The organism is Sorangium sp. So ce295 (assembly GCF_051527405.1).
GTDB classification, from domain to species: domain Bacteria; phylum Myxococcota_A; class Polyangia; order Polyangiales; family Polyangiaceae; genus Sorangium; species Sorangium cellulosum_B.
Window position 1 is genome coordinate 13,575,608 of sequence record NZ_CP150324.1, and the last position, 26,740, is coordinate 13,602,347.

27 protein-coding genes are annotated in these 26,740 nt (G+C 69.8%); 8 read left to right on the forward strand and 19 right to left on the reverse strand.

Annotated features, from left to right (window positions below; genetic code table 11):
• Positions 1 to 110: 110 nt before the first annotated feature.
• Complete coding sequence (locus WMF11_RS51340) at positions 111 to 278, forward strand: hypothetical protein (protein WP_437975971.1); 168 nt, start codon at positions 111 to 113, stop codon at positions 276 to 278.
• 287 nt (positions 279 to 565) lie between these two features.
• On the opposite strand, the gene WMF11_RS51345 is transcribed toward WMF11_RS51340, so the two are convergent.
• A complete protein-coding gene (locus tag WMF11_RS51345; RefSeq protein WP_437975972.1) occupies positions 566 to 826 on the reverse strand; it encodes a hypothetical protein in 261 nt (86 codons plus the stop codon).
• 25 nt (positions 827 to 851) lie between these two features.
• On the opposite strand from WMF11_RS51345, the gene WMF11_RS51350 reads away from it, so the two are divergent.
• Positions 852 to 1,979 carry a glycoside hydrolase family 11 protein gene (locus tag WMF11_RS51350; protein ID WP_437906330.1) on the forward strand — a complete coding sequence of 376 codons (1,128 nt, stop codon included), beginning with the start codon at positions 852 to 854 and terminating at the stop codon, positions 1,977 to 1,979.
• Between the two features lie 208 nt (positions 1,980 to 2,187).
• Here the strand turns inward: WMF11_RS51350 and WMF11_RS51355 are convergent, their stop codons facing one another.
• A complete protein-coding gene (locus WMF11_RS51355; RefSeq protein WP_437975973.1) occupies positions 2,188 to 3,456 on the reverse strand; it encodes a CapA family protein in 1,269 nt (422 codons plus the stop codon).
• 232 nt (positions 3,457 to 3,688) lie between these two features.
• Here WMF11_RS51355 and WMF11_RS51360 point away from each other — a divergent pair, with 232 nt between their 5' ends.
• A complete protein-coding gene (locus tag WMF11_RS51360) occupies positions 3,689 to 5,575 on the forward strand; it encodes an FAD-binding oxidoreductase (RefSeq protein ID WP_437975974.1) in 1,887 nt (628 codons plus the stop codon).
• Positions 5,576 to 5,638: 63 nt separating this feature from the next.
• Here the strand turns inward: WMF11_RS51360 and WMF11_RS51365 are convergent, their stop codons facing one another.
• Positions 5,639 to 5,770: a hypothetical protein gene (locus tag WMF11_RS51365; protein WP_437975975.1), complete on the reverse strand. Its 132-nt coding sequence runs from the start codon at positions 5,768 to 5,770 to the stop codon at positions 5,639 to 5,641.
• Between the two features lie 27 nt (positions 5,771 to 5,797).
• Between WMF11_RS51365 and WMF11_RS51370 the strand changes: the two genes are divergently transcribed.
• The 3 genes from WMF11_RS51370 to mobA all read left to right on the forward strand — a co-directional run bounded on the left by WMF11_RS51370 (position 5,798) and on the right by mobA (position 7,798).
• Complete coding sequence (locus WMF11_RS51370) at positions 5,798 to 6,286, forward strand: MarR family winged helix-turn-helix transcriptional regulator (protein ID WP_437906333.1); 489 nt, start codon at positions 5,798 to 5,800, stop codon at positions 6,284 to 6,286.
• A 31-nt stretch (positions 6,287 to 6,317) separates the two neighbouring features.
• Entirely contained in the window at positions 6,318 to 7,037 is a 720-nt protein-coding gene (locus WMF11_RS51375) for an acetolactate decarboxylase (protein WP_437548359.1), read from the forward strand.
• A gap of 92 nt (positions 7,038 to 7,129) precedes the next feature.
• Complete coding sequence (mobA, locus tag WMF11_RS51380) at positions 7,130 to 7,798, forward strand: molybdenum cofactor guanylyltransferase (protein ID WP_437979416.1); 669 nt, start codon at positions 7,130 to 7,132, stop codon at positions 7,796 to 7,798.
• Here the strand turns inward: mobA and WMF11_RS51385 are convergent.
• From WMF11_RS51385 to WMF11_RS51405, 5 genes are all read right to left on the reverse strand, one after another.
• Entirely contained in the window at positions 7,795 to 8,796 is a 1,002-nt protein-coding gene (locus tag WMF11_RS51385) for an MBL fold metallo-hydrolase (RefSeq protein ID WP_437975976.1), read from the reverse strand. The two genes, mobA and WMF11_RS51385, sit on opposite strands and share 4 nt — an antisense overlap.
• A gap of 8 nt (positions 8,797 to 8,804) precedes the next feature.
• Positions 8,805 to 9,419, reverse strand: coding sequence for a hypothetical protein (locus tag WMF11_RS51390; RefSeq protein WP_437975977.1), 615 nt, complete (start codon positions 9,417 to 9,419; stop codon positions 8,805 to 8,807).
• Between the two features lie 7 nt (positions 9,420 to 9,426).
• Entirely contained in the window at positions 9,427 to 10,530 is a 1,104-nt protein-coding gene (locus WMF11_RS51395; RefSeq protein WP_437975978.1) for a serine/threonine-protein kinase, read from the reverse strand.
• Between the two features lie 103 nt (positions 10,531 to 10,633).
• Positions 10,634 to 12,718: a serine/threonine-protein kinase gene (locus WMF11_RS51400; protein ID WP_437975979.1), complete on the reverse strand. Its 2,085-nt coding sequence runs from the start codon at positions 12,716 to 12,718 to the stop codon at positions 10,634 to 10,636.
• Positions 12,719 to 12,788: 70 nt separating this feature from the next.
• Entirely contained in the window at positions 12,789 to 13,628 is an 840-nt protein-coding gene (locus WMF11_RS51405; protein WP_437975980.1) for a hypothetical protein, read from the reverse strand.
• Positions 13,629 to 13,903: 275 nt separating this feature from the next.
• Between WMF11_RS51405 and WMF11_RS51410 the strand changes: the two genes are divergently transcribed.
• Both WMF11_RS51410 and WMF11_RS51415 read left to right on the forward strand, forming a co-directional pair.
• Complete coding sequence (locus WMF11_RS51410) at positions 13,904 to 15,862, forward strand: type VI secretion system Vgr family protein (RefSeq protein ID WP_437975981.1); 1,959 nt, start codon at positions 13,904 to 13,906, stop codon at positions 15,860 to 15,862.
• Between the two features lie 43 nt (positions 15,863 to 15,905).
• Complete coding sequence (locus WMF11_RS51415; protein ID WP_437975982.1) at positions 15,906 to 17,147, forward strand: TIGR02270 family protein; 1,242 nt, start codon at positions 15,906 to 15,908, stop codon at positions 17,145 to 17,147.
• Between the two features lie 75 nt (positions 17,148 to 17,222).
• On the opposite strand, the gene WMF11_RS51420 is transcribed toward WMF11_RS51415, so the two are convergent.
• The 11 genes from WMF11_RS51420 to WMF11_RS51470 all read right to left on the reverse strand — a co-directional run bounded on the left by WMF11_RS51420 (position 17,223) and on the right by WMF11_RS51470 (position 26,706).
• A complete protein-coding gene (locus WMF11_RS51420; protein WP_437975983.1) occupies positions 17,223 to 18,029 on the reverse strand; it encodes a hypothetical protein in 807 nt (268 codons plus the stop codon).
• 156 nt (positions 18,030 to 18,185) lie between these two features.
• Positions 18,186 to 18,755, reverse strand: a complete 570-nt coding sequence (locus WMF11_RS51425) for an imm11 family protein (RefSeq protein ID WP_437975984.1) — start codon at positions 18,753 to 18,755, stop codon at positions 18,186 to 18,188.
• Positions 18,756 to 18,761: 6 nt separating this feature from the next.
• Positions 18,762 to 19,484: an AHH domain-containing protein gene (locus WMF11_RS51430; RefSeq protein WP_437975985.1), complete on the reverse strand. Its 723-nt coding sequence runs from the start codon at positions 19,482 to 19,484 to the stop codon at positions 18,762 to 18,764.
• A 38-nt stretch (positions 19,485 to 19,522) separates the two neighbouring features.
• Entirely contained in the window at positions 19,523 to 19,906 is a 384-nt protein-coding gene (locus WMF11_RS51435; protein ID WP_437530553.1) for a DUF4150 domain-containing protein, read from the reverse strand.
• 40 nt (positions 19,907 to 19,946) lie between these two features.
• Positions 19,947 to 21,023, reverse strand: coding sequence for a beta-ketoacyl synthase N-terminal-like domain-containing protein (locus WMF11_RS51440; RefSeq protein ID WP_437906346.1), 1,077 nt, complete (start codon positions 21,021 to 21,023; stop codon positions 19,947 to 19,949).
• Complete coding sequence (locus tag WMF11_RS51445; RefSeq protein ID WP_437975986.1) at positions 21,023 to 22,054, reverse strand: DUF2169 family type VI secretion system accessory protein; 1,032 nt, start codon at positions 22,052 to 22,054, stop codon at positions 21,023 to 21,025. The genes WMF11_RS51440 and WMF11_RS51445 overlap by 1 nt, the downstream gene beginning before the upstream one ends.
• A 30-nt stretch (positions 22,055 to 22,084) precedes the next feature.
• On the reverse strand, positions 22,085 to 22,843 hold the full coding sequence (locus WMF11_RS51450; protein WP_437975987.1) for a hypothetical protein: 759 nt from the start codon (positions 22,841 to 22,843) through the stop codon (positions 22,085 to 22,087).
• A complete protein-coding gene (gene tssG / locus WMF11_RS51455; RefSeq protein ID WP_437975988.1) occupies positions 22,833 to 23,933 on the reverse strand; it encodes a type VI secretion system baseplate subunit TssG in 1,101 nt (366 codons plus the stop codon). The genes WMF11_RS51450 and tssG overlap by 11 nt, the downstream gene beginning before the upstream one ends.
• Positions 23,897 to 25,705 (reverse strand): type VI secretion system baseplate subunit TssF, encoded by a 1,809-nt coding sequence (gene tssF / locus WMF11_RS51460; protein ID WP_437975989.1) that lies wholly within the window; start codon positions 25,703 to 25,705, stop codon positions 23,897 to 23,899. The genes tssG and tssF overlap by 37 nt, the downstream gene beginning before the upstream one ends.
• Positions 25,702 to 26,163: a type VI secretion system baseplate subunit TssE gene (gene tssE / locus WMF11_RS51465; RefSeq protein WP_437906351.1), complete on the reverse strand. Its 462-nt coding sequence runs from the start codon at positions 26,161 to 26,163 to the stop codon at positions 25,702 to 25,704. Before tssE ends, tssF begins: the two co-directional genes overlap by 4 nt.
• 54 nt (positions 26,164 to 26,217) lie before the next feature.
• The gene (locus WMF11_RS51470; RefSeq protein WP_437906352.1) at positions 26,218 to 26,706 is read right to left on the reverse strand and encodes an Hcp family type VI secretion system effector; all 489 of its coding nucleotides are present in this window, start codon (positions 26,704 to 26,706) and stop codon (positions 26,218 to 26,220) included.
• Between the last annotated feature and the right edge of the window lie 34 nt (positions 26,707 to 26,740).

Consider the following 26,740-nt stretch of genomic DNA (forward strand, 5'->3'; position numbering starts at 1 on the left):
GTCGGGCGGCGTCCATCTCGCCTCCATCCGCGCGATGGTCCGGCTGCTCGCCGCCTCCGGCGAGCGCGGCGAGCGGCACGCCCAGCGTGCGCCGATGAAGCACGCTGGGCGTGCCGCTCACCGCCACGGCCCCCAACCCGATCTGGACGTGGGACATCACCAGGCCGCGCGGGCCGCTGCCTGGGGTCTTCTACTGCCTGTACGTCGTCCTCGACCTGTTGAGTCGCATGACCGTCGGCTGGAGCCGGAACGCGCCTCTCTGCGCGATCCACGCATAGGATTCTCGTCCGGCCTGTCTCAGTCCTGTTGGCATTTTCCGCCCCCTCTGTGCCAACGTTAGGTGAGAAACACGAGCAATGAAACCGCGCAAAATGGCGTTGTGTCGCGGTCGCTCCATGGCGTATAAATCCAGTCGAAGGACCACATGATCTTCCAGAGAGAGCATGGGTGTCCGGATCAGGTTTCGGGCTCTGCGAATGCGCGACAGAGAGTCCCTGACAGGCGAGTCGCTTCGTGTGCATCTTCGGGAAACATTGGAAACATCTATGAAAAATTCAAAGCAGAATCAGTCCTCTCGTTGGTTCATACTGGCGTTCGCGTCAGTCGCGCTGGCAGCCTGTGGTGGTGATGACGATACCACAGGGCCCTCGAGCAGCTCATCGTCTTCCAGCAGCTCTTCGTCCTCCAGCTCCAGCTCCAGCTCCAGCTCATCTTCGAGCAGCTCCAGCTCGTCTTCGAGCAGCGCCAGCTCGTCTTCGAGCAGCTCCAGCTCGTCTTCGAGCAGCTCCAGCTCGTCTGGTGGCGATCTCGCGTTGGTGGTCGCCATCGACTCCGGTAGCAACTCGAGCTCAATGGTTGACGGCGTGGAGTACCAGGCGGACAAATACGCTAGCGGTGGTACGGCCAACAGCACGCAAGACGCTGTCGTTGGTGGGCAGCTCTATCAAACAGAGCGGTATGGCTCATTCAAGTATGAAATCCCGGTTACCGCCAATGGCAACTACACCGTGAAGTTGCATTTTGCGGAAATTGATAAGACCAGCGCTGGTTCACGCAGCTTTGACGTTGCGATCGAAGGCAACACGGTTGTCAGTGATCTGGATATTTATGCCGAAGTCGGCGCTGACGTGGGCCACACGGAGACCTTCGCGGATATTGCGGTAAATGACGGCAGCGTCACGATCGAGCTGATGAAGGGTGTAGATAACCCCACCATCGCGGGGTTCGCTATTTTCTCCAACGATGGAGAGTTGGATACAACACCGGTCACGCCCCTCCCCGATTTCTCCAAGTACTCAGCCTACACTCAGCAATACACTGAGAAGACTGTGATCAATTCGAATCACGCGACGGGCCACGTCGGTGATTTCTTCTTCACCCACTGGAAAGATGGCGGCTCGACATCGTTGACTGTGGACCCGAACGGCGAGTTCAGCGTGACCTGGCAGGGCGGCGGCTATAACTATGTCGGTGGTCCAGGGTGGCATTACGGAGATGAGAAACGGGTGATCGGCTACCGCCTCAATAGCGACAGCGGCGCGAGCTATATCGCTTTGTACGGCTGGGGGTACGACAAGAGCATGCCCACGTCGAACGCGGCACACCTGGTGGAGTATTACATCCTGCAGCGATGGAGTTATGACCCCAGCCAGGGTGCCACCGCTGGCAAGACCTTCACGAGCGATGGGGTTCAGTATTCCACGTACCGCTCGACGCGGAACCAGCAGCCCTCTATCAATGGTCGCTCCACCTTCTACCAATACTGGAGCAAGCCTGCTCAGCCGCGGGCCCTCGGACAGGATAACAAGATCATCTTCGCCGATCACGTGAAGGCATGGGCCGACAATGGCTGGATTGTCCCGAACATGAACAACCTGGATGCGAGCGACGATCCCACCTATCAGGTCCTGGCCGTCGAGGTGTTCAACCCCGGTAGCAATGGAACTGCAGCTGGTCGCGTCTGGAACGCGACGCCCTGATCCCAAGAAAATGGGGCGCGCCTGAACGTTTCGTGGGTTTTCGGCGCGAACGCCCGTCGAATGCCTCGATGGCGCCGTGCTCGACGCCATCGAGGCTCTCCGCTTCGCTCCGACCCGCTTCGCGGGTGGCCTCCGCCCAACAGCCAACGCCGATCGACGGTGCCGAGCGATCCGCGCGCGTGCCCGCCGCGAGGCCGCGAAGCGTCGCTCAGCGGATCGGCCCGGCGACCTTCGGCGGCGAGGCGGGGGCCGCCTGCGCGGCGGGCTCGAGCGGCGCGCAGCCGTCGGCGGCGAAGGGGCCGATCGCCGGCTCGCCCTTGACGAACACCGAGACGCGGCGCATCCGCTCGGCGAACGCCGCCTCGGTCGCGGCCCGCCGCGGGTCGGCCGCGAGCGGGACGGTCCCGAGGCCCTCGCTGCGCACCGGGCAGATCTCGGCGAGGGGCGGCGCGCCCCGCCGCAGGCGCAGGCGCGCGAGCATCGCGAGCTCGACCGCGGGGCCGGTCCTCTTCACCTTCATGAGGAAGTTGCCCAGGCTGTAGAAGATGGGCCGGCCGCGGCGGAGCTCGATGCCCTGGAGCACGTGCGGGTGGTGGCCGAGGAAGGCGTCGGCGCCCGCGTCGATCGCGGCGCCGGCGAGCGCGCGCGCCTGGGGGAGCGGGGTGTCCAGGTACTCGGTGCCGCCGTGGTAGCTCACGATGACCGCGTCGACGCCGGGCTGCTTGCGCGCGGCGCGCACCGCGGCGGCGAGCCCGTCCCGCTCCGCGCCCGCGACGAACTCCCTCGCCGGGTGCTGCCAGAGCGAGCCCTGGTTCCAGATGCCGGTCACGGCCAGCAGCGCCACGCGGAAGCCGCGGTGCTCGATGACGGCCGGCGCGTACGCTTCGAGCCGCGTCCGGCCGGCGCCCACGTAGGCGACGCCCGCGCGCTCCAGGTGGCCGAGCGTCTCGAGGAACGCGCCCTTGCCGTAGTCCCACATGTGGTTGTTCGCGAGCGACACCACGCCGATGCCGGCGCGCGCGAGCGCGTCCGCGCCGGCCGGAGGGCCCGTGAACACGAGCGGCTGGCGCGCGTGCTGGGTCTCTCCGCCCTGGTCGCTGAGCTGGTTCTCGAGGTTGACGAAGCGCACGTCGGCGGACGCGAACAGCGCCGCGACGGAGGCGAACGGATCGTACGCCGGATCGCGGAGCAGCTCCTGGCCGAGCGCCTTGCCGAGGCAGACATCGCCGCCGGCGAGGAGCGTGATCGCGTCGGCCGGCGTGGCGGTGGCGTCTGCCGGCGCGGCGGTGGCGGCCGGCGCGGCGGTGGCGGCAGCCGGCGCGGCGCGGGCCTCCCGGGTCGCTTCCGCGACGTCGCGGGGCGCGGCCGGCGCGACGACGGGCGGAGGCGCGAGCCCGGCGCCCACGTTGGCGGGCCGCTCGCAGCCGATCTGCGCGGTCGCTGCGCACATCGCGAGGAAGAAAGGGGCAGGGCGCATCGCGAGCGGCGTCTCGGCGCGCATTATCCACGGGCCCGCGGCCGCGCCCAAGTATCCGGTGGTACGCCCGCCGACGTCCGTGCCACCATCGCCGCGCGTTGAGCGGGCCCAGAGGAGCCGCGGCGTCGATCGGCGGCCGCGCGCTCTCGATGGACTTCCGGCCCGCTCCAGCGCGATCTACTGCGGATTGGACGCGCGCTCGTGCGCGGGTTGCTTGGAAGGCCTTATCTCCATGGCGAATCGAAGACGTGAGACTCCCTCGGGCTCGACGCTGCTCTCTTCGCGCGGCGCGACGCCGTCGAGCACGCGCATCGTGCCGGGCCCCGCGGCGCGCGACGAGGCGCGCGACGAGGAGCGCAAGGACGGCTGGGGCTTCGCCGACACCCGGTTCGTCGTCAAGCCGAGCGGCAGCGTCGTGCTGACCGGCACGCGGTACAGCATCAGCAACGTCGAGCTGCCGTCGCTGCTCCCGTGGATGTCGGCCACGCTCGCCGCGCCGCTCTCCTACGAGAACCGCAACGAGCCGCACTACCCGCCCAAGATCCCCGACGCCAAGGTCGCGAGCGAGCTCGTCGCCGCGCTCCGCGGCTTCCTTTCGGACGATCAGATCTCGCAGGACCCGCTCGTGCGCCTCCGGCGCGGCCACGGCCACACCGGCGCCGAGATCTGGGCGATCCGCTACGAGCGCCTCGAGCGCGTCCCGGATCTCGTCGTGTTCCCCGCGTCGCACGACGACGTCGTGCGCCTCACCGAGGTCGCCAAGCAACACGGCGCCTGCCTCGTCCCGTTCGGCGGCGGCACCAACGTCACGGACGCCCTGCGCCTGTCGATCCACGAGGAGCGGACCGTGATCGCTGTCGACATGCGGCGCATGAACAGGATCCTCTGGCTCGATCCCGTGAACCGCATGGCCTGCATCGAGGCGGGCGCGACCGGGCGGCACATCGTCGCGGAGCTCGAGAAGCACGGCCTCACCATGGGGCACGAGCCCGACAGCCTCGAGTTCTCGACCCTCGGGGGGTGGATCGCGACGAACGCGAGCGGGATGAAGAAGAACCGTTATGGCAACATCGAGGATCTCGTCCTCGACATGCAGGTCGTGACCGCGCGCGGCGTGGTCGAGCGGCCGCAGGTGGCCCCGCGCGAGAGCGTCGGCGCCAACCCGAAGAACTGCATGTTCGGCAGCGAGGGCAACTATGGAATCGTCACCAGCGCTGTCGTCAAGCTGTTCCCCCTGCCCGAGCTCCAGCGCTACGGCAGCGTCATCTTCCCCGACCTCGCGCGCGGGCTCGCGTTCCTCTACGACCTGCAGGTCGCCGGCGCGCTGCCCGCGAGCGTGCGCGTCATGGACAACACGCAGTTCCATTTCGGTCAGGCGCTCAAGCCGAAGAAGTCCGGGCTGCTCGCCCGGGTGAAGAGCCAGGCGGAGAAGCTCGTGGTGACCCGGATCAAGGGCTTCGATCCGTACCAGCTCGCCGTCGCCACCCTCGTGTTCGAGGGGACGAAGGAGGAGGTCGACTTCCAGGAGAAGACGCTCTACCGCATCGCGGCGCAGCACGGCGGGATGAAGGCGGGCGCGGCGAACGGCGAGCGCGGCTATCAGCTCACCTTCGGCATCGCGTACATCCGCGATCTCACGTTCGAGCACTGGGCGATCGCGGAGAGCTTCGAGACGAGCGTCCCGTGGAGCCGGGCGCTCGAGCTCTACGACCGGGTGCGCCAGCGCATCCTGCGCGAGCACGAGCAGCGGCGCCTGCCTGGCAAGCCGTTCTTCACCGGCCGCATCACCCAGGTCTACCCCACGGGCGTCTGCATCTATTTCTATCTCGGCTTCTACGCGAAGGGCGTCGACGACCCCGTGCGCCATTACGCCGAGATGGAGCACGCCGCGCGAGAGGAGATCCTCGCCGCCGGAGGGTCGCTGTCTCACCACCACGGGATCGGCAAGATCCGGCAGGATTTCGTGAAGGACATCTACTCGGATGGCGCGCGCGCCTTCATGCAGCAGGTGAAGCAGGCGGTCGATCCGGACAACCTGTTCGGCGCGGCGAACCACGGCGTGCTCGGCGAGGTCGCGCTCTCGAGCGCGGAGGAGCAGGGGCGAGCGCCCTCGCCTTGACCCTGGGCGGCGCGGCCGCCGGCGGGGCGCGGCGCTGCTGGAAGCGCCGCGCCAGCGGCTAGCTCAGAGATCGGGGCGGCGCCGCACGGACGAGCTCGCGCGGACCCAGCCGGCCCCACGGCTCACGGGGCGGTCGCCGGCCGTGTGCCGGAGGTAGCCGCGGCGCGGAACGCCCATCCCAAATTGGTTGCGCATCGCAACCATCTGTGTTCTCCTCGAAGGGTGACCACGAGAGAGCTCCGCTCGGAGGTCCGCGCGTTCGTGCGCGGCTTCGGTCTCCTGGACGAGGAGCGCACGCCGTGCGGCGTCCAGGTGGCGCCGCGCGAGGCCCACGCCCTGACAGTCCTGGCGGACGCCGAGCGGGCGGGCGAGCAGCTCTCCCAGAGCGACCTGCGGCGGGCGCTCGGCATCGACAAGAGCAATGTCACCCGGCTGATACAGCGCCTTCGGGAGGAGGGCCGGGTGGAGCAGGACGTCAGCGAGGAAGACGGGCGGGTCCGCCGCCTGCGGCTCACCTCGGCGGGGCGCCGCATGGCGGGGCGACTCGAGGGGCAAAGCCTGGTGCGGTTTCAATCGATCGTGGACGCCATCCCTTGCGAGGAGCGCGCCGCCGTCGTGCGCGCGCTGCACGTCCTGAATGGCGCGCTCTCGCGCGTGACCCGCGCGACAGAGGAGCAACCCCATGCGAGCGATGCGAGCGACTCTCCCTAGCGTTCTTCCCGGGCTCCTCGGAGCTCTCCTGATGTCCCCGATCGCCTCCTGCACGCCTTCCAGCGAGGCCGCTGCGGGACCCGCGCCGGGCGCGCCGGCGGCGGTGCAGGTCCGCTCGTTCGGCGCGCTGCGCGCGATCATGCACGAGGGGCAGACGGGGCCCGCCGTGCGTATCGGCGATGTGGTGCCGGGCCCGCGCGCGTTCGGGATCGGGGCGCTCAGCGCGCTGCGCGGGGAGGTGACGGTCGTCGACGACGCGATCTGGACCTCCTATGCGCGCGACGACGGGACCCTCGACGTGCGCCCCGCCGGGGCGGAGGAGGAGGCGACGCTCTTCGTGGTGGCGAACGTCGCGCGCTGGCAGGAGGCGACGCTCGACGCCGACGTGCCCGACGGGCAGATCGACGCGCGCATCGAGGCCTTGCTGCGGGAGCGCGGGCTCGACACGGAGGGCGCCGTCCCGGTCCAGGTGCGCGGCGGCTTCCGCGATCTCCGCTGGCACGTCGTCGACGGGAGAAAGCTCGCCCCCGGCGCCGGTCACGCGGACCATGTCCGGGCGTCGGTGAACGGAGCGCTCCCCGCCGCGGAGGGGGTGCTGGTGGGCTTCTTCTCGAAGCGCCACCACGGCGTCTTCACGCACATGGGGTCGAACACGCACTTTCACGTCGTCCTGCCGGAGCGACCGCTGATGGGCCACGTGGACGGCGTGACGCTCGCCCGCGGCGCGCGGGTCCTCTTGCCGGCGCCTTGAGGCTTGGCACGATCGCACCGGCGGCGGCGCTCGGCGCGCGCCGCGGGCGCATGTTCCGGGCGGCGGTGGTATGCAGGACAGCGGTGCAGCTCATGACGGCGACCTCGGAGGACGGCGACGGGGCGGGCCGCGCGGCCGGCCTCGCGGGCGTCGTGCTGTGCGGCGGGCAGAGCCGCCGGATGGGGCGCCCCAAGGCGTGGCTGCCGTTCGGGGGCGAGCCGCTGCTCCAGCGGGTGGTGCGGCGCCTCGGCGAGGCGGCGTGGCCGATCGTGGTGGTCGCGGCGCCGGGGCAGGAGCTGCCGCCGCTGCCGGAGGGGGTGCTGCTCGTGCGCGATCCGGTGGAGGGCCGCGGGCCGCTGCAGGGCATCGCGGCCGGGCTCGACGCGATCGCGCCGCTGGCCGAGCGGGCCTACGTCACCTCGACCGACGCGCCCTTCCTGCACCCTGCCTTCGTGCGGCGCGTCGCGGATCTCCAGGCGGGCGGCCACGCCATCGCGGTGCCGCGGGCGGAGGGGCACCATCACCCGCTCGCCGCGGTGTACGCGTGCTCGGTGCGCGGCGAGGTGGCTGCCTTGCTCGCCGAGGGCAGGCTGCGGCTCTCCACCCTGTTCGAGCGGGCGCGCACCCTGGTCGCGGAGCCGGAACTCCTGCTCGCGGATCCGCGGCTCCGCGCTGTGGATCCGGCGCTGCGATCGCTGCGCAACCTGAACACGCCCGAGGACTACGCGGCGGCGCTCCGCGAGCTCGACCGATCCGGCTAGTCGCCGCGCGGCGCCGGCGCGCTCGCTGCCGCCGCGCCCCCGGGCTCGCCCCTCGTGATGAGGATCCGCTGCTCTCCGTGCCTGGGCAAGACCACCCGATCCGGCCCCAGCCCGCGCGCGGCCATGACGCGCCGGAGCTCGCGGGGCGCCTCTCCGAACGTATCGGTGCTGTTGATGAAGGTGTCGAAATGGATAGCCATCATCCGCCGCGCCCCGAGGTCGAGGAAGGCCTGCACCGCCTCCGCCGGATCGACGTGCTTGCTCTCCATGAACTCGCGCGGCCCCACCGGCGCGATCGGCAAGAGGGCCAGATCGATCGAGGGGAATCGCGCGCGCGTCTTCACGAAATCGTCGCGGTCGTAGGCGGTATCGCCGCCGAAGTAGACCGTGATTCCATGGTACTCGACGACATAACCCGTGAAGCTCTCCGACATCCAGTCCCGGTCCAGCCCGTAGCGATAGCCGGAGTGCCGCACCGGGACGGCCGTGATTTTCAGATCGCCCTGCCGCCATGTCGTCCAGGTCGGGACCTCGAACGACGCGAAGCGATGGTTGGGCACGTAGACGAGCCCGCCCCGAGGCACGAGCAGCGCGCGGACCTTCGGCTCGATCAGGGACAGCGAGCCGAGCGAGAGGTGGTCGAAGTGCATGTGCGAGATCAGCACGGCGTCGATGGGCGGCAGGTCCTCCGGGGCGAGCCCCGGCTCGACGAGCCGCTTCACCATGAGGCCCACCGTCGACGTGAAGACGGGGTCGGTCAGGATCCATCGGTCGTCGATCTGCACGAGCACGGTCGCGTGCCCGACCCAGAGCGCGGCGAGCCGCGCCTCGGGGCGGTACGGCGCGCGCACCTTGTCCGGCACGGGCAGCGGGCTCGCGAACAGCCTCGCCACGTTGCTCTCCAGGATGCGCGCGGGCACGCCGCACGACAGGCCCGCGAGCGCGAGGAGCGCCGCGGCGGACAGGCGAGCTGGCGACGAGGAGGGGCGCGTGGCCATGCGCGGCGTCAGAAGTAGCGGATGCTGAGCGTGATCGTGGTCGATCGCAAGGCGGCCGCCGGCGTGGTCGCCACCTGCGCGCCCAGGGCGCCGAACAGGGTATAGACCCCCGCCTCGTACGAGGCCGCCACGTGCCCTCGAGCAAAGAGCGCGGACCCGCCAAGCGAGCAGGACAGGTAGTCGCCGCCGTCGAGGAGCGGGAAATAAGCGCGGACGCCGCCCCGGATCACCCAGCCATCGGCGAACGCGCCCGGACGGGCGACGTACCCGGGCGAGCCGAAGAGCTCGATCGAGCCGGCGTGGCGCGTGAGCGGCTCCGCGATGAAGGCGCGCCACGGCGAGAGCTTGCGGTTGATCCCGAACGAGTAGAGCAGCGGCGTCACCTGCCAGCGGAACCCGAAGCGCGCCTCGCCCGGTTCGAGCCACAGCTCGGGGCTCGGCACGAGCTGGACGAAGAGCCACGCCAGCGTGGGGCGGATGTCGGGCTCCGTGGCGGCGGCCGCCGGCGCCGCCTGCCGCGGCGCCTCGGGCGACGCGCCCGCGGCGAGCGGCCAGCCGAGCGCGGCGGCGCAAGCGGCCAGCGCACGAGCGCGGCGTCGCGCGAGGGAGCGCGCTCCGGGCATGCCGCGGCTACGGCGCGTCGCCGTACACCCTGCCGAGCTGCTTGTAGAGGAACCGCGCCGCGTGCTCTCCATAGGGCGTCTGCGCCGCGTACACGTCGGGCGAGGCGATCGGCGCGTGCGCCGCCAGCGCGCCTGGCCGCCCGAGCCGGGCGAGATCCTCGCTGAGCGCCTCCATCGAGGCATACCGGTTCTCCGGCCGCTTGCGCAGGCACTTCGCGATCACCGCCTCGAGCGCGCGCGACGCCGGGCTCTCACCCAGGTTGGGCGGCGGGGGCGGCGTGACGAGCTGGTTGGCCAGCACCACGGCCTCATCCATGGCGGGCGCCAGGGCAGGGGAGGAAGCCCGCGTGACGCTGAACGGGAGCCGGCCGGTGAACATCCGGTACATGAGCATGCCGAAGCCGTAGACGTCCGTGCGCCCGTCGGGAGGGTCGCTGACGGTCTGCTCCGGCGCCATGTACTCCAGGGTGCCGACGGTCACCCCGGCCTGCGTGAGCCCCGAGTGCTCGTACAGCTTCGCGAACCCGAAATCGACGACCTTGGCCGCCCAGGCGTCGCCCTTCTCCCCGACGAGGAACACGTTGGCGGGCTTCACGTCGCGGTGGACGATCCCCGCGCGGTGGGCCGCGCCGAGCCCGGCCGCGGCCTGCAGGAGGAAGGGCACGCCGGCCTCCGGGGACAGCCGCTTCTCGCGCAGGAGCAGCGAGCTCAGCGACTCGCCGAAGAGGAACTCCAGCACGAGGTAGGGCGACCCATCGTGGAGGCCGATGTCGAGGACCTCGACGATGTTCGGGTGAACGACCGTGGCCGCGGCCTTGGCCTCCAGGAGGAACCGCGCCTTCACCTTGGGCTCGCGGCGGAACCTCGCCTCCAGGAGCTTCAGCGCGACGGGCGCGCCGCTCTTCGTGTCCTCCGCCAGGAACACCTGCGCCATGGCGCCGCTGCCGATCAGGCCCCGCACCCGGTACCGCTCGGCGACGATCGCACCCACGTGCTCGGTGGGCTGGGACCGTATCCGCCGGATGTCGTGGCTCGCGACCAGCTTCTCTCCGTCGTGCGGGCAGAAGCGGTGGTCATCCGCGTACCGCCGGTGGCAACGAGGGCACAGCATGAGGTCCCGTCCTCGGGGATAGCCCTTCCGCCGCCCTTTTTGCAAGACCCGACGTGCGCGTCGTGATCGCGCCTCGCCTCGCGGAGGCGCGCGCGCGGCGCGATCACGACGCGCGGGACATGTCCGACGGCATCCGCGCCCTGGGCTCGTGGATCAGGACCGTCTCGGCGCTGGAGAGCTCCTCCATGTCGGGCGCGTCGCCTGACATGCGCCAGCCCGGGCTCCGCTTGGGCAGGCTGTCGAGCAGGCCGACGAACGAGCTCACCCACTCCTCGACGTCCTGAGGCCGCTCGTCGGGCGACAGCGCGAGCGCCCGCGCGAAGGCGCGGTCGACGTCCGGCGGCGTTCCCGGGAGCAGCGACGAGACGGGCGGCGGAGGGGCGCGCGAGAGGCTCGACAGGATGGTGGCGAGGTCCTCTCCGGCGGCGATGCGCCGTCCGGTGAGCGCCTGGTAAGCGACGGCCGCGAAGGAGTAGAGATCGCTGCGCGCGTCCACCGACCTGCCGCGCGCCTGTTCCGGGGCCATGTAGAGCGGAGTCCCCAGGAAGATGCCCGTCGAGGTCGCGCTCACGTCGGCGGAGAGCTCCTTGGCGATACCGAAGTCGAGGATCTTGACGTGAAAGTCGCCCGGCCCCGTCGACGGGATCAGGAAGATGTTCTCCGGCTTGACGTCGCGGTGCACGAGCCCCGCCGCGTGCGCAGCGCCGAGCGCCGAGGCGCCCTCGCGCAGCAGCACCGCCACCTGGGCTGGCGTCCCGGGCCCGTGCGACTTCATGGCGTGAGCGAGGGTGAAGCCGTCCAGCCATTCCATCACGATGAAGAGCGTTCCGTCCTCGAGCTCGCCCGAGTCGTACACCTCGACGACCGACGCATGATGGATTCGCGCGACGAGGCGCGCCTCTCTCGCGAACCGCGCGCGCACATCCTCGTTGTTGAAGTGCTCTGCCCTGATGGTCTTGATCGCGACCTCGCGCCCGAGCCGCTCGTCGTGGGCCTTGAACACCCTGCCCATGCCGCCCTCCGCGACAGCCCGGGTCAGGCGATACCGCCCCGCCACGCGATAGGGGGACGGCCGCGGCCTCTTCAGCGCGGCGCCGTCATCGAGGCATCGCTCCGCGTGCTGGTCGTAACAGCGCTGGCAGCTGGGGCATATCTGCAGGATATCGATACCGCGGCGCACCATGTCTTCGAGCGTCGCTTCCCGCCGCTCCGCCGCGCTCGCGAGATCCTTGCGCAGCCGTGAGAGCTCGAGCGCGCTGCCGAGGTGGTGCGCGAACGTGCGGACGAGCCGTCTGGCCGTATCGTTCCATACGACGCCGCTGCCGACGATGACCAGCGCGCCGTGGACGTCGCCCGACATGCCGAGGACGGGGACGACGACATCCGCGGATCTAGGAAAGGAGTGTTGGGTGAGCGCAGCGTGGCGCAGAGCGTCGACGTGCGGCGCCTCGGTGGCGGTGGCGGTGAGGCTGACCATCGCCTGCTCCTCGGCCTTCCACACCGCGACCTCTCGGGCGCCGATCGCCTCCGCGATCTGCGCCGCCGCGGCGGACGACCACCTCGCGATGTCGTCGAGCGCCTGCGCCGAGGAGACGACGAGCTCCGCGAGCTTCTCCTGCTCCTCCGCGAGCTGGCGCGCGAAATACTGCACCGCTGCGTACGCGATGGCCGACACCGTGAGGAGGTTCATCGCGAAGAAGCCGGCGAGGAGGCGCGGAGGCGCCTCCGGCGCGACGCCGGAGAGGAGCGGGTCGGCAACGCCGGCGGCCATCACGAGCAGCGTGTACGCGATGAACCAGGGGACGGACGCCCGCGATCCGTGGAACAGCAGCAACGTCAGCGGCGCGAGGAGCGCCCACAGGACGACGCCGCTCGACCCGACGAACCCTCCCCGGCTCGCGTGCATGAGAAACGGCAGGGCGAAGATGAGCAGCGCCTGACGGAAGCGGAACCCGGCAAACTCCTTCGTCCTGGCGAAGTGGGCCAGGCTCAGGCCGGTACACACCATGTAGCCGAGCGGGATCGCCGCCGAGCGGTGGTCCCCGGCTGCCCCATAGGCGATCACCCAGACGGGGCACGCGCACGCCTTGAGCGCCGCGGTGAGCGTGAGGATCTTCTTGTGCTGGCGCACCTTCGGATCGTCGCCCGACTTCAGCCCCATCCGAGCGATGGCCTGGAAAAACTTCATTCTGGTCGATTGTACGACGTTGAGCAGGGCGGCCTCAAGCCGCGGTCAAGCATTCGGGGGCGCGATGTAGTTATTTGCAGCACCGCTCGGGCCGCGTTCCTCCTCGCCCGCATTGCTGACACCACCAACTCGTTTTGCCCGGCTGCTCGGATGTCTTCGGCGTCCTCGGCTTCACGGAGATTCCCGCGAGCCTTTCCGCCGCTTGCGGCGCCTTCTCGACAGGCTTGCGCGCCGTCGAGAGCTCCGCGCGCAGCACCCGCACCTCCAGCGCGAACGAGTCCCGCTCGGCGCGCGCCTGCCGGGCCTCCTCCAGCGCTGCCTGGCGCTCCGTTTCTGCGATGGCCTTCGCGCACTCCAGGGCGGCCTGCGCCGCGTGCTGCGCCTGCAGGGTCGCTTCGGCGTCACGCTGAGCTGCTTCGGCGTCGCGCTGGGCCGCGTGTTGCGCCTGCCGTGCCGCTTCGGCGTCGCGCTGGGCCGCGCGTTGCGCCTGCCGTGCCGCTTCGACTTCGCGCAGCGCGGCCTTGGCGTCGCGCTGGGCCGCGCCTTGGGCCAGCCGCGCCGCTTCGGCCTCGTGCTGGGCGGCTTCGGCGTCGCGCTGGGCCGCGCTTTGGGCCAGCCGCGCCGCTTCGGCCTCGTGCTGGGCGGCTTCGGCGTCGCGCTGGGCCGCGCTTTGGGCCAGCCGAGCCGCTTCGGTCTCGCGCTGCGTCGTGTCCTGCGCATGGCGAGCGGCCTCCGCGCCGCGGCGCACGGCCTCGCGCTCCCGCGCCGACTCGGCATGAGCGGCTTCCCCTGCCGCGAGCGCGCGCCGCGTGTCCTCGAGAGCCCTCCGTAGCTGCCGTCGCCCCCGCTCGGCGACGAGCGCCGTCACGAGCAGCGCCACCAGCGCCAGGAGTGTCAGCCCCGTCGTCATCCGTCCGCCTGCGAGCGTCCGCGCTTCGCGAGCAAAAACGCGCGATTCTCCGAGGTCTGGTGCCCACGGAACGGGGAGGGGAGCTCGTCGTAAGGGGTCACAACGCACCCGCGCCAGCGAAGAGATCAGCGCCGCCTTGCGAGGGCAGCGATGTCCTTGTCGCACGCCGCTCGCTGGACGCCAATGGCCTCTGGGCCTGTCGCCGCGCTGCGGCTCCGCGGGCCCCCTGTGGTAGTCTCGGCGCGGCCGCCGGCCCTGAACCAAGAGGATGCGCGATGCCCTACTCCCAGGCGAAGACGATCCTCGCCCTCCGTAGCCCCCTCGGCCCCGACGCCCTCGCCCTCGTCAGGATCCATGGCGAGGAGCGGCTGTCTGGCCTGTTCCGGTTCGAGCTCGACCTCCTGTCCGAGGAGCGGGCCATCGATTTTTCTGCCATCGTCGGCCAGGGCATCACCGCGGTCATCCGCCTCTCCAGCGGTGCCGAGCGCATGATCCACGGTGTCGTCACGCGCTTCCGTCAGGCCGGGCGTGTCTATGTCGACGGCGGCCAGCCGAGGACCGCCTATCGCGCCGAGATCCACCCCTGGCTCTGGTTTCTGACGAGGACCACCGACTCCCGCATCTTCCAGGACAGATCGGTGCCCGACATCGTGAAGCAGATCTTCGATGACCTCGGCTTCTCCGATCACAAGGACGAGCTGACCGGCTCGTACGCTCCTCGCGAGGTGTGTGTCCAATACCAGGAGACTGCGTTTCAGTTCATCTCGCGGCTGCTGGAGGAGGAGGGCATCTATTACTATTTCCAGCACGAGGACGGAAAGCACACCCTCGTCCTCGGCGACGACAGCGCGGGCAACCCGCGCTGCCCCGATCTCGGCGACGTGCGTTACGTGGGCGCCGCCGAGACCTCGACGCGCGATGAGGACGCGATGACCGTCTGCGAGCTCATCGGAGAGGTCGTCGCGGGGTCGTATGCGGCGACCGACTACAACTTCAAGGCGCCCAGCACCTCGCTGCTCAGCCAGGCGAGCGGCGGCGGGGCGAAGCTCGCGCTCTTCGAGTATCCCGGCGGCTACGCCGACAAGGGCGCCGGCGACGCGATCGCCACGCGTCGCATCGAGGCGGAGGAGGGCGTGGCCCGGCGCCTCGTCGGCAGCTCGTTCTGCCGCGCGTTCACGGCCGGCCATGCCTTCCAGCTCGTCCAGCACGAGCGCTCCGACGTGAACGGCGAGTACCTGCTCCTCGCCGTCACGCACTCGGCCGACAACGACGAGTACCAGAACTCCTTCGAGGCGATGCCCATGCAGAGCCCCTTTCGCCCCGCGCGCGTGACGCCGAGGCCCATCATCGCGGGGGCTCAGACGGCCGTCGTCGTCGGCAAGAGCGGCGAGGAGATATGGACCGACGAGTTCGGCCGCATCAAGGTGCAGTTTCACTGGGACCGGTACGGCAAGCGCGACGAGAACAGCTCCTGCTGGATCCGCGTCGCCCAGTCCTGGGCCGGCAAGGGGTGGGGCAACTGGTTCTTGCCGCGCGTCGGCCAGGAGGTCGTGGTCAGCTTCCTCGGCGGCGATCCCGACAGGCCGCTCTGCACCGGGGCGGTGTACAACGCGGACCAGACGGTCCCCTACGCGCTTCCCGGCGAGCAGACGAAGAGCACCCTCCTGTCCCGCTCGTCGAAGGGGGGCAGCGCGGGCAACGAGCTCCGCTTCGAGGACAAGAAGGACAGCGAGGAGCTCTTCATGCACGCCCAGAAGGACATGGTCGTCGACGTGGAGAACGACTGGACGATCGGCGTCAAGCACGACCAGGCGATCACCATCGACCACGATCAGACGCTGGCGGTGGGTGGAGACCAGACCATCAGCGTGGAGAAGAGCCGCACGGTGACGATCGACAAGGGGGACGACCTGCTGACGGTGGGGAAGGGCAACCGCACGATCGACGTGTCGAAGGGCAACGAGTCGCACGCGGTCAAGGGGACACGGGATGTGACGGTCGAGGGGCACGAGACCCACACCAACAAGGCCAACTTCACCCAGGAGGTGAAGGGCAATCACGTCCTCAAGGTGAAGGGGAACCTGGTCATCGAGGCCAAGACGGTGACCATCAAGAGCGAGCAGGCGATGACCCTCAAGGCTGGGAAGGCGCTGAAGGGCGAGGCCGGCGCGGATCTCACGTTGAAGGGCGAGGGGAAGGTCGCGATCAAGGGCAGCGAGGTGAAGAACAACTGACGTCCGCCCGGGCGTGGGCGAGCGCGTCGCGAAAGGAGCGTTCTTGTCGATCACCGAGGAGGAGGTCTTCGCTCAGGCGGTGGACAACGCAGGGTTCCTGTGGAGCCAGCGCGACGGGGCGGCGCGCGATCCGCGGTACGACCTGAAGGCCCTGGCGGAGGTCGACGGGCGGCTCGCGGCGCAGCTCGATCTGCTCGAGCGAGGCGGGCGCGCGGCGTGGGACGGCTGCGCGGCCGCGGCCGAGGAAGGGGGGGCGGGCGAGGTGTTCGCGGCGCTCTCGCTCGCGCTCACGCGGCGGGATCAGGGGGCGATCGCGGCGCTTGTCGCGCGGGGGATCGATGCGCCGGATGTGGCGCGCGGGGTGGTGTCGGCGCTCGGGTGGGCGGCGCCGGAGCTCGTGAAGGACGTGCTGCCAGCGCTGCTCGGCGCGAAGGCAGGGCCGGCGCTCCGGACCATCGGCATCGCCGCGAGCGCGGTGCGGCGGCGGGATCCGGGGCCGGCGCTCAAGGAGGCGCTCTCCGCCGAGGACGCGCGGCTGCGGGCGCGAGCGCTCAAGGCGCTCGGGGAGCTCGGGTACGTGGAGGGGATCGACGACGCGCGGCGGGCGCTCTCTTCCGAGGTCGAGGCGGTGCGGTTCTGGGCGGCGTGGTCGGCGGCGCTTCTCGGGGACGAGCGCGGCATGGATGTGCTGCTGGAGATCGCGGCCAGCGGGGGAGCGCTCGCGCAGCGGGCTGCGGGCGTGGCGTTGCGGCGGCTCGGTCCGCACGCGGGGGCGCGGTGGCTGAGGGGGCTCGGGGAATCGCCGGGGGCGGCGCGGGCGGCGATCGCGGGGGTGGGGGCGCTCGGGGATCCGGCGCACGTGCCGTGGCTCGTCGAACGGATGAGCGTGCCCAGGCTGGCTCGCCTGGCGGGCGGGGCGCTGTCGCTGATCACGGGCGTGGAGCTGGTGAGAGAGGAGCTCGAGGGGCCCGCGCTGGACGAGGCTGGCCCGAGCGACGACCCGGAGGACGAGGACGTGGGGCCCGATCCGGACGACGGGCTGCCGTGGCCCGACGCGGCGGCCGTGGGGCGGTGGTGGGCGCGGCGGCAAGGGGACTTCGCGGCGGGCAAGAGGCATCTCTGGGGGAGGGGGGTCGATCTGGAGGGGCTGAACGAGGTGCTGCGGCGCGGGAGCCAGCCGGCGAGGGCGGCGGCGGCGATCGAGCGGTGCTTCCTGAGGCCGCGGCTGGGGGTGTTCGAGGTGCGTGCGCGGGGGGAGGCGCAGCGGGCGGAGCTTCGGGGGTAGCGAATGCGCTGTGGGCCGGTCGCTTGCGCGCAGCGCGTGCCGCCGGGCTTTGCAGCCGCCGTGGGGCTGCGCATGCTAGACATGTCCGCCCCCCCTCGACAGCTTCGCCTTGAACTCCGCGAGCCGCTCCTCGCGCGAAAGCCCGAGATATTCCCCCGTGAAGGTCCCCACGAAGTTATCGCCACGGATCGGTGGGTGCGACAGACGAGAGACCTTAATCACCTCCAAGGGGACCGTCGTCATCGGTCGTGATGGGCTGTCGATGAGTACGGTATTTTCGCCGCTCACGCCGAGGTAGCTCCTGGCCGTGGGCACCTGGAGACCCCGGTATCCCACGTCGGCGCGGAAGATGCCGTCCACGATAGCGCGAGAGGCCGTGTAGTCGTGGGGATCCAGCGCCCAGTCCCAAAGCGTGCCGTTTCGAGGATGATGTTGCAAGAAGCGTCGCACGTCCTGATTTTGAGCGATCCGGGACGAAAGCGCTCTGATGTCGACCAGGTCTATCCTCTGCAAGAGGTTGAGTTCGAATATCAATTTGTCTTTGAAAGCCTTTTGATCGAGGCTCGGCGCATCGCTGATCGATGGGTCGTCCTTTCGAGCCCCGTGGTGCCAGACCTCGGCGCGCACTGCGTTCCACGGGCCCATATAAAAGCCGGCGTTTCCTGGCCGTCCGTCGTAGCTCCGCCCGCTCCAGCGGTTTTCGTCCGTGGTCTTGGCATTGGCCGGGAGCGTCAGGACGCTATGCGGTCCCCGGTACCAAGGTCCCGGAGTCACGGCGCGCTCGTAGCGTGTCCCGGCAAGAATAGGCTGGAGAGGCAGCGCGCCTTGCCGGGCGAGCTCGAAAGACGCGTTGCTCAGAGAGATATAGAGGTCCGGATCCAAGATCCTGCCTCCTAGATGCGCCGAACGCCTCATGGTGTTGCTCCAGCGATGAGTTTATCAATGGTGGTGACTCGGGTGCCGCAGAACAGTGGCCCAGAGATCCCGCGCTGCGTCGGCGCCGGTCTCTACGTTGTCCGGCGAAGACGGGGATATGATTCACGTGCTGTAGCCGTCGGCTGGCGAGAGGCGCACGCCGGTGATCTGGGCGCGCTCTATCGCCTCTTTCACACCCTGGTCGACGATGACTATGAACGGGAGTTCGTGGAGCCGGAACATGCGCAGATCGCCAATGCGGTTATAGTCCAGGACCATCTCGTAAATCTCCAGGATCGCATCGGGGATTCCGGGAGCTGGCTCGACGACGGAGTTCTCTCGATCCAGACAGGCGACCCGCCCGACGATGTTGGCGACGTAGTAGCTGTCGAGGGCGGCGCCGGTCACCGTGTTAAGGATCCGCGCGTCGTGATAGTCGATGTTGTCCACGCCCGCCGCCTCGAGAGTGTGCCGGAAGCGGGACGAAACGACCATGCCGGCGAGCGCCGTGGGCACGTAGTCAGGGATCGAACCCTGGTGATCGGCGCCTTGCCGGAACTCGACGACCGGGAGCCGCTCGTCGATGCGGGCGCCAGAGTTGAATCGGAGCGCCGGGTGACCGTGGATCTCGGGTCGAGGCAGCATGGGGATGCACGACCTGTCGTGCGAGCGGAACGAGAGTACGTAGTGCATCGGCTCTCACCTGTCCTGTTCGAGGTAGCGTGTGCGCCGGTCGTTGTACTGCTGGACGGAGCGTATGAAGACCTCGAGCGAGTTGTTGTGGAGAGGCAGGAAGTCTGCTCCTCGCGCGTACTTCCTGATTGCCAGGAGCTTCCGCCGGGCGTGGGCCGACAGCGCCATGAGGGAACGCGTCAGATTCTCGCTGAACTCCGCCGACTCCTTGCCGCCGCAAGCCGTCTCATACAGCTCTTCGATGTGTGCGAGCCGCTCCTCGATCAACGTTGTGTAATCCGGTGCATGACTGCCGCTATGGAGCTGGAGCTCATGGATGGCCACGTCTGTGTCGTACGACGGCAGGCACATTCCGTTCGAAGTGTCGTTGATGTCCCAGCCGGCGAGAACTGCGTTGTCCTTGAGCGTGGAAGTGCCGTTCATCTGATCGATCGGGATCAGGTGATGCGCGTCGAGCGAGTACATGAGGCCGTCGCTGCGGTACTCGGCGCGGACCGTGATCTTGCCGCCATTGTCGAGGTAGATCGGCTTGCTCGGGACGCCATAGCCGCCGTCGTGCCAGGGATGCAACTTCGCGTCGAGCAGCGCCGTGCGGAGGGCGTTCCCGCTCCGCTCGACGTTGCCATCCTTCGGGTAGGTGATCTTCGACGTGTGCAGCCCCGCGCACTTCGACCATTCACAACGCTGGGTCTCGGCGTTGTTCGGGGCGCTGACGTCCGGTGTGGTCATGCCATCGAGTAGATGCGGCATTTGGCATTGCTCCGAGCTTAGCCCATCATGTTCTTCTTGTTGTGAAACAGCGGGTCACCCATGCGGCAGACGTTTTTGCCCTCAAATTTGACGTCAAAGGAGTACATCATGAACTCGCACTCGCTCCGGTTGACGCCGCTCGCGACGCCGCCGGCGCTGCCGGGCTCGTCTCCGCTCGATTTCGTGTACTTCGCCCCCTTGACCATCGGCATCTTGCCGTCACACTTCACCTTCTGAGGCCCGTCCGAGGTATCCGACGCTTGGCCGATGTTCGGGTAGGGGATCGGCACGGGCCCCGCGGGCGGCACTGGCGTCTTGCAGACGTCAGGGAAAACGATGTTCATCCCGCCGCTGCCCTTGTGCACGACGCCCCGCATGTTCGCGAACACGCTCGACGACATCCCTCTACCTCCTCGCCACGATTTCTTGTCCGATACGTCTCTACGCGCCGCTCACGAGCGCCGCGCCACGCGTCGCCAGGTCCGAAGAGCACCATACCAGACACGGGCCCTTCCTGTACCCGTCGTGGATCGCCATTCCTGCGAGGGCGACCAGCATCGCCCCGAGCGCCGCCCCGGTGTCGCCGAGGCAGTCCGCCGGGTGCTCGATGGTGAAATCCGCCAGGATCCGCTTCTTCTGTCGCGTGTAGGCGACGCCCCACTCTTTGGCCGGGAAGCTCTCGCCGTTCAGACCCGCATAGATCGTGGGGATGAGCGCGGCGGGAGCCGACCGGGCGAAGAGGCGCTTGAACGCTGCGTCCAGGCCATCGCCCAGGTACGCAGTGTCCTTTGCATAGCGGTGCCCCGGCTCCTCGGCCGTAGCCACCGCATCGATGCGGGCGAGGGCCGGCGCCCCGCGCTGCGCCCCGGCTCCAGCCCGCGCGAGCCAGAGGAACGCCGCACCCTCGCCCGGGGTGAATCCGTCGTGCACGCCGTAGGCTCGCAGCCGGTCCTCTCGATCGAGGGCGCCGAGCCACCGCAGGTCCAGGCAGCTGTCCACACCGCCGACGAGCACCTCATCGTAACGCCGCGACGCCAGTCCGGCGAGCGCCTCCTCCAGCGCCGCAAGCGCGGCCGCGCGGCCAGCCGCGAAGACGCGGCTCTGCTCAATATCCAGGGGGTACCCGGTCTGCTGGGAGAGATGCTTGAGAAAGCGCGGGCCGGCGAGCGCCGGGATCCCGCTCGGGATGCCCTCGGGCACTCCCAGGAGGAGTGGCATGCCGGCCCTGGGTCCGCCCGCCTCGCCGAGGCAGCCATGTAGCGCGAGGCCGGCGAGCCGCAGCATCCGTCGCTGCCGTGCCGTCATCGTGGCGACGGTCTCGGCGAGCACTGGCGCGAGGGGCGGCAGATCGGGCGTTGCCACGAGGGCCATCACAAGCGGGGTACGCCGGCGATCCAGGACCGAGCTCTGCTGGAACCGATCGATCCCCGCCCGGACCGCCGCGCTCGTCACCTCGGCGCTCAGCCCGACAGAGCTCACCATGCCGACCCGCAGGATGTCCGCGCCCGGCGCCGCCATCACGACCTCCGTCCGCTCAGCTCGATCCGCTTCGCGTCGATCTCCACCAGCTTCACCTTGAGCGCTCGCTTGTCGCAACCCACCTCGCCCAGCCACACGATCCCGAGCCGCCCCTCGCCAGGCTCGAGCATCACGGTCTGAAGCCGCATGGGCGGCCGCTCCACGTCGGTATCGATCGTGACCTTCACGTCGAGATCGCACAGCGGCAGCCGCACATCCCAGGGCTCGGGCGCGGCGTTCTGCACCTTGACCGGCTCGCCCCCGCGCAGGTGGCCCGGACAGACGAGGCCCGGCGAGGCCGCGTTGAAGAAGCGCGCGTCGAAGTCCTTCGGCAGGTACGGCGCCCGCGTCTCCTGCCAGGCCTCGTCGTAGGTCCCCGCATACCGCTTGCGCGGCTCCCACGAGGGCGCGATGAAGCCGAAACCCGCGGGCGGCGGGCGGTCGCGCGTGCCCGAGAGGAGGTGCGCCGGGTCCTCCAGGTTGGGCAGCCGCCGCACCGCCTTTTCGGGCGGCGCGCTCCGCAGGCCGAAGCCGATGCCCACCGGGTTGCGCTGATCGATCTCCAGGGGACCCTTCTCGGGATCGTACTTCAGCACGCCGCCGAAGGCGCGCTCGTAGACGAGCGGTAACCGCTCGAACGGGACCGGCGGAGAGATGCGAAGATCCAGCGGGCCGCGCCATTCCCGATCGCCGAAGACGCGGACCACCCTGGCGACCGGGCCGACCGCGAGCGACACATCGACCGAAGGCGCCGGGCGCCCGCGCGGCGCCCACGCCTCGCCGAGCAGCACCACGTCGGTCGCCGGCTTGCCGAGGTGGAGATCCGCGGCGTGCTTCAGGCTGGTCTGTCCGGGCTCGCCCCAGTACTCGTCCGCGAGCTTCAGCGGCTCCTGCGCCTCGGCGATGCGCAGCGCCCCGCCGCGGAGAGCGAAGGTCGCGCGGACCGCGACGTAGAGCGTGTCCACCCCGCGAGCGTCCGGGAAGAGCGCGATGTTCGCCTTGAACGAGGTGCTATTTCGGAGCTGGAGCATGGGATGGCCGGCGAGAACGGACGCAGGCGCTCAGAACCCACGGTTCGGGAGCTTGCGCACCCGGTTGAACTCCGCCTCGCTGATCGCCTTCGTCGCCCGCCATTGCTGTATCACGTAGTCGGGAGGCTTCACGTCATCAGAAAACCCGTGCCAGCCGCCCGCATTGTCGTAGTGAAACTGATAAACCTTTCCGTTGCGGTAGCCCCACAGCCGCGGCGCCTTGTCGCGGAGCGGCGCGGCGGCATCATGGAGGGCGCTCTGGAGCAACTGCCTCGCCTGTGCGTCGTCCAGATCCATGATCGTGCCCTTTACCCCAGGACCGCCTCTCCCTGCGTGCTTCGGTGTGGGGGCATATTTCCGCAACGCCGGGCTTGTGAGCTGCTGCTTCCAGAGGACGTTGGTCGCCGAAAGGAACGCCTCGATCTCTCGCTTCATCTGCAGGATCGGAGCCATGGCCTCACGAGGCAGCTTGTCAGCAGGAAGTCTGTTCAGCGCCTCGAGCAGCTTCGCGAGCGCTGGGCGGAGCTGATCGGCGAGCTTCGCATCCTCGCGCGCGAGCGCGATCGCCTCCGCGATCGAGCGAGCGTACCGTGGGAGCTTGCCGAGCTTCATCATGTCGCCGACATACGGGATCATGCTGGCGCCGCTGATAACGGCGTCCAGCCATTGCCCGCGCGCCAGGGAGATGAGCCCGCTGGCCCCATCCGAGATGAACGTCGGATCCACCAGGCCGACGAGGTCGAGGGCGAACTGCACCAGGTCGAGGATGAGCTCCGCTTTACTTGCCATGGTTCTTTTCCCGTGCCGCGCCGCCGTCGTCGGTTGGTGAGCGAGACATCGTGGCCGCGGAGAGCGCCGCCCCCCGCAGCCTCTTCTCGATCGGCTCCCGCCTCCGCGCGCCCCCGCCGAGGCACGCCGTCGTCCCGAGGCGCGCCCCGTGCCGCCTCCCGAGCCGCGCCGCCGGCGCCTCCTCGGCGCGCAGCCGCAGGAGCACCGTGAAGCTCAGCACCTCGCCCGCATAGAACCGCGTCAGCGCGCACAGCGGCTCGAGCAGGTCTCCCCCAGGCAAGCAGCGCACGTAATCCCGGAGCGACAGCGGCCCCACGACGAGCTCGAACCCCGCCTCCTGGTCCCACGCTCGCCGCCCCAGGATCGCCCCCTGCCCGAGCCCCCGGTTGCGCCCCGAGGGGCCGATCGCCGTCCAATCGCTCTCCTCGATCGGGTGGTACGCCCCCGTCAGCGGCGCCGCCTCGATCGGCACCCGCAGGTGATGCCGCAGCAGCGCCGTGAGGCCCGCCATCGGGCGCACCTCCCGCGCCACCAGCGCCGCCGGCTCCAGCAGCGCGCGGTCGCTCACCGGTAACCTCCCGCGAAGCGACGGCAACCCGAGGCCGATCAACGCATAGAGGTACCGCGCGGCGTCGTCCTGCTCCGGAGACGCCACGCCGAGCCCGATCCGGTGCCGCTTGCGGATGCGGTAGACCAGCGAGAGCAGGCGATGATTGAAGATGTCCAGGAAATCGCGCAGCGCGAAGTCGCGCCGCGCCGCGCGCTGGTACACGAGCTCCGCGAACGGCGGCGGCAGCGGCCCGAGCGCGCCCGCGAGGCTCATGAAGCTCGCGGTCAACACCGCCGGCTCCCCCGCGCGCGCGGGGCGCTCGATCCCGGCCACGTCCGTCTCGGGGAACGCGAGGTCGATCGCGCCGCGCAGCCGCACCGCCTCGGCCGCGGGCTCGGAGCTCTCGCCCACGCTCCGGCAGCCCTCCGCCCGCGCCTCGAGCAGCGCCACGGCCTGGAAGAAGTCGAAGCGGCGGCCCTCGGCGAAGAGCACGCCCGCCTCGTCTAGAGGAGCGCCTTCGCGCCTGCCATCGGTTGCCATCGCTTCCATACCTCCGCGCGCCCCGTGCTCTTCAGCACGAGCTCCGTGAATGAATTGATGTGCGCGTGCAGCGAGAGATACCGGCTCAGCACCTCCGCGAAGAGCAGCGGGCTCGATCCGACGAACTGCTCCTCGTCGAGCGTCAGCGTCACCTCGGTCCCGCGGCAGAACCCGCGCCACGCGTCCGCGCCGATCCGCCGCGTCACGGTGCGCGCCGACACGCCCGCGATGCCCTGGATCTGGCGCTCCGCTTCGGGGATCGACGCGAAGAGATACACGCGCAGGATCTCCTTCAGCGCGTCCACGCCGCCCGGCCCCGAGATCGCGAGGTGATTCTGCGACAGGTTCGATACGAGCCGCCAGAGCGCCTGTCCGCCGAGCGGAGGATCGCGCTGCGGGGTCGGCTTGGTGAGGCAGGTGATCCGGCCCATGGCGGCCCCACGCTCGAGGGACAGCGCCACGCCGGCGGACAGCTCCTCGGGGAGGTCGCGGTTGGTGCACAGCACCGAGGCGTACACCACCCGGGACGGGGGCCTCCGAGGCGAGAGGTCGAGATCGACGAACGACAGGGTCACGTCCGTGCCGGGCACGTCCTCACGCGACGTCGCGACGCGGCGGGCCTGCCAGAACGCGCGTGGGCCCGCGCCCGCGCCCTCGGCGTGGTGCGTGAAGGAGAAGAACGGCGCGTATTCCACCTGCTCCGTCTCGCCCGGCGCCGTCGCCGTGACCTTGTGGATCGAGTGGATCTCGGTCGTGCGCTCGCGGCGCGCGTCCGCGACCAGGCGGTACTCCGGAAAGCGGTGATCGACCCGGATCGGCTCTGTCGTGCGGGAGAACAGGTTGATGATCGGCGCGCAGCCGAGCCGGAAGGTGTCGGCCCGCACCACGAGGCTCGCGGGCGGGCGCTGATCGAGCAGGAACAGCAGGCTGCACGCAGTGCCCTCGGGGAGGTGCGTGAGCTCGACGTCGAAGAAGAGAAACTTCTCGGGAAAGGCGAAGTACTCCTGGACCAGCCGGTGACCGGGAGACGCGTGCACGGGGTAGGGGAGCGCCTCCTCGTCGGGCCCGAAGCCGACCGGGTGGAGCCGCGCCTCCGCGAGATCCCGGCCGCCGCCCTCGCCGGCGCAGAGGACGCGCAGCGTGTGGCCGAAGAGCAGCTCGTACAGGCGATAGCCGCTCAGGCCGCCGCCGCTCAGGAAGAAGCGCAGCCGCCGCACCCCGAGCGCGCGCAGCGGAGGGCCGCCGCTCCGCAGGCGGATGCGGAGCGCCGCCATCACCCCGCCGGAGCCCGGCGGCAAATCCAGCGCCTCGGGCGCGCCGAAGCCGGCGGATTCGATCTCGATCGGCCAGAGCGTGACCGGAGCGCACGTCCGGAAACGGCAGGTCGGGCCCCCGTGCGCCTCGGCGAAGAGCGGCGTGCCCCGCTCGATCACGTGGCCCGAGGTGAGCTTGCTGTCCCTGGGGCTCACCTCGAAGGCCGCGATCGCCATCGACGGGATGGGCGAGAGCAGCGGCGGATAGAGGACGCCGAGCAGCGACGTGGTGAGCTCGGGGAGATCGCTGTCGAGGCGGCGCTGGAGGCGCGCCGTCAGGAACGCGAACGACTCGATCAGGCGCTCGACGTGCGGATCCGCGGAGTGGCGCCCCTCCAGGCCGAGGCGCGCGGCGATCTTGGGGTACGCCGCGGCGAACTCGGCGCCGCGCTCCCGCAGGTAGGCGAGCTCGCGGGCGTAGAGATCGAGCAGCTCCGCGTCGTGGTCGGTCGTCGTCACCCGACCTCCGGCAGCGGCAGGGTGAAGCTGAGCGGCTCGCGCACCCGCTCGGTGACGAGCAGCGCGCGGACGGCGACGCGGTACCGCGCGTCGCCGTCCGCGGGAGGGAGCAACTCGACCTCGACCCGCGCGAGGCGGGGCTCGTACGCCTCGATCGTCTGCTGGACGAGCCGCGCGACGCGGAACCGGTCTTCCTTGACGACGTCGCGGCCGCCGAGCTCCAGGTCCGGCAGGCCGTAGTCAATCACGGTGCGCTGGCGCGAGAGGGCCACGTCCCCGGGGACGGGGCACCGCGTGCCGAGCAGGCGCTCGAGCTCGCGGTGCACCGAGGCGCGCAGCGCGTCGAGGTCATGGCTGCGCTTCGGCCGCGCCTCGCTGCGCTGCGACGGGGTGTCGTCGACCAGCCGATCGAAGAGGGGCACGCGCCCCGCGTCCGCTGCTCCCCAGCTCTCTTCCATCCCGCGCTCCTGTCCGCGAGGCCGGCGCGGCGGCGCGCGGCCGGCCCCGCGCGATCACTTGCCCTTGTTCTCGTCGAGGCTGAACGACGCCGAGCTCTTCCCCTTGGCCCCGCCCGGCGACTCCTGCTTCTGCTGCGCGTAGTCCCAGGTGATCTTCTTGTAGCTGAAGGTGATGGTCTCGATCGGCTGATCCCCGCCGCCCGTCACCGAGACGGAGGTGAGGATGCAGCTCTCGAGGGTATACATCATGTACTTGTGCGGCTTGCCGGCCGCGTCGGCCTTCCAGATGTGCACCTTCATCGATTTGATGTCCTCGCCGCCGCAGCACTTGAGGTTGAGCGTCGGTGTGGCGAGATCGAGGTACTTGGTGACCGTGAAGTCGTTATGAACGCAGCGGCCGCTCGCGCGGCTCGTGTTCGAGGGCCCGGCCGTAAGCGGCATGGACACGCCGTGACTGAAGGACAGGAGCTCGATCATGTCCTTGCCTTGATCCGACGTGCTCTCTCCCTTGATGCCATCGATTTCCCAGAAAACGTTCTGCATGGTTCATCCCTCCTCTAAATCCACCATCGTGCAG